This is a genomic window from Marisediminitalea sp. (assembly GCF_984433645.1).
Map to the genome: position 1 here is coordinate 26,577 of NZ_CFIDRX010000024.1, position 5,967 is coordinate 32,543.

The following is a 5,967-nucleotide window of genomic DNA, read 5'->3' on the forward strand; positions in this document are numbered from 1 at the left end:
TGTAAAACCAAACTTAATACTTATTAGGCAACTAATTCAAAAACACTGGATACAATCAGAAGCCGAAAGCAAAAGCTACCTAAAAGAGCTGTTTTATCACTGTTCGGCATTTTGTGAATATGATGATACCCCAAATGAAATGTATTCAAAGTACAAATACAAGCCAGAATGGAAGACAAATATTAAAAATGAATCTATCAGATTAGAAGGAGAAATAAAAAATGAGCACTAGTATTTACTGGCTTAGGAAACAATTGATAGGTAAGACTAAATTCAAAGTAATAGATAAAAATGTCGGTGAGTTCGAATACCAAGGTAGCAACTTGAAAGTATATTGTCCTACAACCAATGAATACGAAATAACAGTGGATGTAGTAATTAATGCATCAAAGAAAGGTGCGGATATAGTGGCTTTCCCAACTACTTGGTGCAAAGCAACAAGAGAAGGAATAACACATGGTAGATCATTGCAAATAGAAGTGATGCCGTTCGGTAAATTCTTAGACATATATGGAAGTTAATGATATCGAGTTTTATCTATTCGGCTCATACCTTACATCGCCTGATTTTAATGATATTGATGTTTTGGTAGTCGTACCTGATATTTGCAACTTAGAAGAAGTTAATGAATATATAAAGTTACTCAAAGAAAGCCACGCCTCTTCTATAGTCCATGCTCATTTTTATATTAAAAGCGAATATTTAAATCCTAAAAACAAATTCTGCTATAAAAATGTGAGCCATCAAATCTCATTAAGTGAGTTTGTTAATCTATTTAATATAAATCGGAACGGTAGATGTAATAAAAAAGCGGATCATTAAGATCCGCTTTTCAATTTTGTACTTAGGTTGAATTAACCAACTTAATTAAGATAACCATCTAAATTAAATCGTTAACCAACTTAATTACATGACCGCATTATGTCACTCCTCAATATAACTATCCAGTGTTGGGCAGCTACAAATCAGATTGCGATCGCCGTAGACGTCGTCGATACGGTTTACGCTTGGCCAGAACTTGTTGCGTGCAACGGTTGGTACCGGGTAGGCCGCTGTGGTGCGGTCATAGCTGCGGTTCCAGTCGTTATCACAAATGTCAGCCAGGGTATGAGGCGCATTGTGCAGCGGGTTGTCCGTTGCATCCCACTCGCCGCTTTCCACTTTAGCGATTTCTTCGCGAATGTGAACCATGGCTTCTACAAAGCGATCCAATTCAAATTTTGACTCAGATTCAGTTGGCTCAATCATCAGTGTACCCGCTACCGGGAAGCTCATGGTTGGCGCATGGAAACCGTAGTCATTCAAACGCTTGGCGATATCCAGTTCAGACACACCAGACGCTTCTTTCAGCGGGCGCAGGTCGATAATACATTCGTGTGCAACACGACCGTTACGGCCTTTGTAGAGTACCGGGTAATGTCCTTCCAGGCACTTCGCTACGTAGTTGGCATTCAGAATGGCCACTTCGGTTGCTTTGCGCAGTCCGGCACTGCCCATCATTTTGATGTACATGTAGCTGATAGGCAGAATTGAGGCACTTCCCCATGGTGCAGCCGACACGGCGCCACAGTCTTTGCCCGCACCGTCAATATTCACCACAGTGTGGTTAGACAGGAATGGTGCCAGGTGCGCTTTAACACCAATGGGTCCCATACCCGGGCCACCACCGCCGTGTGGAATACAGAAGGTTTTGTGCAGGTTAAGGTGCGACACGTCTGAACCAATAAAGCCAGGTGCAGTAATGCCCACCTGCGCGTTCATGTTTGCGCCGTCCATGTAAACCTGACCACCGTACTGATGCACGATGTCACAGATTTCGCGAACTGTTTCTTCGTATACACCGTGAGTAGACGGGTACGTGATCATGGCACAAGACAGGTTGTCGCCCACTTCTTCGGCTTTCTTGCGAAGGTCTGCCAGGTCAACGTTACCGTTTTTATCACAGGCAACCACAACCACTTTCAGGCTAACCATTTGCGCAGATGCCGGGTTAGTACCGTGTGCAGAGCTTGGGATAAGGCACACATTACGGTGACCTTCACCACGGCTTTCGTGGTAGCGCTGGATTGCCAGCAAGCCGGCGTATTCGCCCTGTGCACCTGAGTTAGGTTGCATAGACAGCGCATCGTAACCGGTAATATTGATCAGCCAGTCGCTCAGTTCCTGAATCATTTCCTGATAACCCTGCGCCTGGTCAAGCGGTGCAAACGGGTGCAACTGACCAAACTCAGGCCAGGTAACCGGGATCATTTCGGCTGTGGCGTTCAGTTTCATGGTGCAAGAGCCCAGCGAAATCATCGAATGATTCAGCGCTAAGTCTTTGTCTTCCAAGCTCTTGATGTAACGCAGCATTTCAGTTTCAGACTGATAGCTGTTAAATACGTCGTGCTTTAAGAATTCGCTGGTACGAACCAGTTCGGCCGGAATTGAGTGGCTGCCCTGTGTTGTGACTTCGGCATCAAGATTTTCAATGGTTAAACCGTGGTCATCGCCCAGCAATACGCTGAACAGATTCAGGATATCAGCACGCGTTGTGGTTTCGTCCAGTGCGATACCGACTGCGCCTTCAAGATCGCTACGCAGGTTCATACCTTTTGCTGCCGCGGCTGCCAGAACAGCGTCTTTGTCGCTAACCTGAACAGTAACGGTATCGAAGTAGGTGGCGTGCTTCAGCGCCAGTCCTTTTTGCGTTAAACCGGTTGCCAGAATGTCAGCAAAACGGTGAATGCGGTTCGCAATGGTTTTTAAGCCTTCCGGGCCGTGATATACCGCGTAGAAAGACGCCATATTGGCCAGTAACACCTGTGCAGTACAGATGTTGGAGTTAGCTTTCTCACGACGGATATGCTGTTCACGGGTTTGCAGCGCCATACGCAGAGCCTGACGACCACGGGTGTCTTTACTTACACCAATGATTCGGCCTGGCAAAGAACGCTTGTACGCGTCGCGAGTTGCAAAGAATGCAGCGTGCGGGCCACCGTATCCCATTGGAACACCAAAGCGCTGTGCACTACCCAGTGCTACGTCAGCACCCAGTTCACCCGGCGACTTCAGCATGATCAGGCTCATCAGATCAGCGGCAACGGCCACAATCCCTTTTTTGGCTTGTACAGCAGCAATGACCTCAGACAGGTCTTTTACTTCGCCGGTTGTGCCGGGGTATTGCAACAAAGCACCGAATACGTCGTGCTCAGCGGCCTGTTCAGCAGGACCAGTAATGATACCAAAACCGAACATTTCAGCGCGGGTTTCAACTACGTCCAGTGTTTGTGGGTGAACGTCATCAGCCACGAAGAACAGGTTTGCTTTCTTGTTTTTAGATACACGCTTGGCCAGTGCCATGGCTTCTGCCGCAGCGGTACCTTCGTCAAGCAATGATGCTGACGCTAATTCCAGACCGGTTAAATCAATGGTCACTTGCTGGAAGTTCAGAATGGCTTCCAAACGGCCTTGGGCAATTTCTGGCTGGTAAGGTGTGTACGCTGTGTACCAACCCGGATTTTCCAGCACGTTGCGCAGGATCACATTCGGCACGTGGGTGTCGTAGTAACCCATACCAATAAAAGAACGATAGACCTCGTTCTTCGCTGCAGTCGCTTTTAATGCGGCTAGCGCCTCAACTTCCGTAGCGCCCTCACCCACCTCAATAGGTTTGTCCAGGCAAATTCCTTTTGGAACGGTTTGCGACATCAAATCGTCTAACGACGACGCGCCTACTATTTCCAGCATGGATTGAATTTCATCTTCACCCGGACCAATGTGGCGACGAACGAAGGCATTTTTTTGCTCTAACTGAGCCAGTGAAATTGAAGCATTAGACATAATAGTGTTAAGCATTTGCAATGGGTTGGGGGGATTCAACTCAGGGCTTAGCGCCCCTTCAGGCTAAACAGCAACATCGGGATTTGAGTTGCTGCATAACCTGCAGGTTGACACGCAATCGAAGGCGTCGAATTAGTCTTCGTCTTCTTCAATGCTGCTGCCGTAAGCTTCAGCATCCAGTAATTCAGCGATTTCAGCTTCGTCTTCAGCTTTAACCTTAAACATCCAGCCATCACCGTACGGGTCAGAGTTAACCAGTTCAGGTGAGTCTTCCAGGTCTTCGTTTACCGCCAGTACTTCACCGGTGATTGGTGCGTACACGTCAGAAGCGGCTTTAACCGACTCAGCAACGGCAACGTCGTCGCCTGCACTGATTTGGTCGCCAACGTCTGGCAGCTCAACAAATACCATGTCACCTAAAAGTTCCTGAGCGTGCTCGGTGATGCCAATGGTATAAACGCCATCGCCTTCCGGACGAACCCACTCGTGTGATGATGCATAACGTAAATCTGAAGGGATATTACTCATGAGATGTTCCTGCTCTTTTCTAAATTCGTTTATAAAACACTTTTACCATTGCGGACAAAGCTGGGCTTAACCACTTCTACTTTAACCCACTTTTTGCGCATTTCCACCTCAACGGTGCTGCTGTTAGTCGCAGGAATACGCGCCATGGCAACGGCGTGGCCCAATGTTGGAGAGAAAGTACCAGAAGTAATAATGCCTTCTTCACCTTCTTCGGTTTTTACTTTCAGGCCAGCGCGCAATACGCCTTTTTCTTTCATTACCAGGCCCACCAGCTTTTTGGTGCCAGCAGCACGCTGCGCTTCGAGGACGTCACGACCCACAAATTTGCGGTCGCTGGGTTCCCAGGTAATAGTCCAGCCCATGTTGGCTTCAAGCGGAGAAATGGTTTCATCCATGTCCTGACCATACAGGTTCATACCTGCTTCCAGGCGTAATGTGTCACGCGCACCCAGACCACTTGGTTGAACACCTTGGTCCAGCAGTTGCTGCCACAATTCAGGGGCTTTTTCTACCGGCACCATGATTTCGTAACCGGCTTCTCCGGTATAACCTGTGGTCGCGATGAACAGGTCTTCTGCCTGTACGCCGAAGAACGGCTTCATACCTTCAACCGCTTCGTTTTGCGCAGTAGAAAACACCTTCGCGGCCTTTTCTTTGGCATTCGGGCCCTGTACGGCAATCATCGCAAACTCAGGACGCTCGGTAATGGTTACGTCAAAGCCTTCGGCCTGGCTCATCAACCAGTTCATGTCTTTTTCACGGGTCGCCGAGTTAACTACCATGCGATAGTTTGTCGCGTCGAAGTGATACACAATCAGGTCGTCAACTACGCCGCCCTGTTCGTTAAGCATGCCGCTGTATAGCGCTTTGCCTTTGTCTTGCAGCTTTTCTACGTCATTGGCTAACAAATGACGTAGGTAGGCTTTGGCCTGAGCACCTGTGACATCCACAATGGTCATGTGCGATACGTCGAACATCCCGGCATCGCGACGCACTGCATGGTGCTCTTCGATTTGTGAGCCGTAATGCAATGGCATGTCCCAGCCATGAAAGTCGACCATCTTGGCACCTGATTCCAGATGCTTGTTATATAACGCTGTGCGTTGTGCCGTTGTGCTTGTCATAGTTGTCACTCAGGTTATGAATCGTATTGAGTAAAAAGTATAGGGAGGCATTTTCGACACAACAAATTGGAAATTCTTATCCATACATTTAAAATACTTATATAAACAAACCTTAGCATCAGCATTTCTAATCTTTATGAAGCAGTTATCCTTAGACAATTTGCGCACGTTTGTGGGTGTTATCGAGCTCGGAGGCTACGCCAAAGCGGGCGAATGGCTGGGTCGGTCGCAGCCCGCCATCAGCCTGCAAATCAAAAAACTGGAAGAACAGTTGGGCAAAAAGTTGTTCACAAAAGTAGGTCAGCGGCACCTGCCGAGTGCCGACGGCAACTGGTTGTACCCCAAGGCCAAAGAATTACTGGCGCTTAACGATGCTATTTTCAGAAGTGTCGACCCTACCCCATTGCGCGGCCGACTGCGTTTAGGTATTCCCAATGAGTTTGCATCTACCCTGTTGCCCGGTTTAATCGGCGAGTTTTCGAAACGCTACCCG

At 47.8% G+C, this 5,967-nt stretch carries 6 protein-coding genes; 3 read left to right on the plus strand and 3 right to left on the minus strand.

From position 1 onward, the window contains the following. Both AC4MRN_RS05310 and AC4MRN_RS05315 read left to right on the plus strand, forming a co-directional pair. A partial coding sequence (locus AC4MRN_RS05310) for a hypothetical protein (RefSeq protein WP_491202696.1) occupies positions 1–232 on the plus strand: 232 nt, incomplete at its 5' end. Beyond that, positions 222–521, plus strand: a complete 300-nt coding sequence (locus AC4MRN_RS05315; RefSeq protein WP_491202697.1) for a hypothetical protein — start codon at positions 222–224, stop codon at positions 519–521. The genes AC4MRN_RS05310 and AC4MRN_RS05315, both read left to right, overlap by 11 nt. 403 nt (positions 522–924) lie before the next feature. Here the strand turns inward: AC4MRN_RS05315 and gcvP are convergent, their stop codons facing one another. The 3 genes from gcvP to gcvT all read right to left on the minus strand — a co-directional run bounded on the left by gcvP (position 925) and on the right by gcvT (position 5,474). Continuing rightward, entirely contained in the window at positions 925–3,822 is a 2,898-nt protein-coding gene (gene gcvP / locus AC4MRN_RS05320) for an aminomethyl-transferring glycine dehydrogenase (RefSeq protein WP_491202698.1), read from the minus strand. A gap of 132 nt (positions 3,823–3,954) precedes the next feature. Beyond that, entirely contained in the window at positions 3,955–4,350 is a 396-nt protein-coding gene (gene gcvH, locus AC4MRN_RS05325; RefSeq protein WP_073319681.1) for a glycine cleavage system protein GcvH, read from the minus strand. A 29-nt stretch (positions 4,351–4,379) separates the two neighbouring features. Next, complete coding sequence (gcvT, locus tag AC4MRN_RS05330) at positions 4,380–5,474, minus strand: glycine cleavage system aminomethyltransferase GcvT (protein WP_370167063.1); 1,095 nt, start codon at positions 5,472–5,474, stop codon at positions 4,380–4,382. A gap of 136 nt (positions 5,475–5,610) precedes the next feature. Between gcvT and AC4MRN_RS05335 the strand changes: the two genes are divergently transcribed. Next, positions 5,611–5,967 (plus strand): LysR family transcriptional regulator (locus AC4MRN_RS05335; RefSeq protein ID WP_491202699.1); only part of this gene is annotated, 357 nt, incomplete at its 3' end.

Excerpts from the sequence above, each read along its gene's own strand:
- gcvP (WP_491202698.1), bottom strand. The coding sequence starts at position 3,822 with ATGTCTAATGCTTCAATTTCACTGGCTCAGTTAGAGCAAAAAAATGCC.
- gcvT (WP_370167063.1), bottom strand. The coding sequence starts at position 5,474 with ATGACAAGCACAACGGCACAACGCACAGCGTTATATAACAAGCATCTG.
- AC4MRN_RS05315 (WP_491202697.1), top strand. The coding sequence starts at position 222 with ATGAGCACTAGTATTTACTGGCTTAGGAAACAATTGATAGGTAAGACT.
- gcvH (WP_073319681.1), bottom strand. The coding sequence starts at position 4,350 with ATGAGTAATATCCCTTCAGATTTACGTTATGCATCATCACACGAGTGG.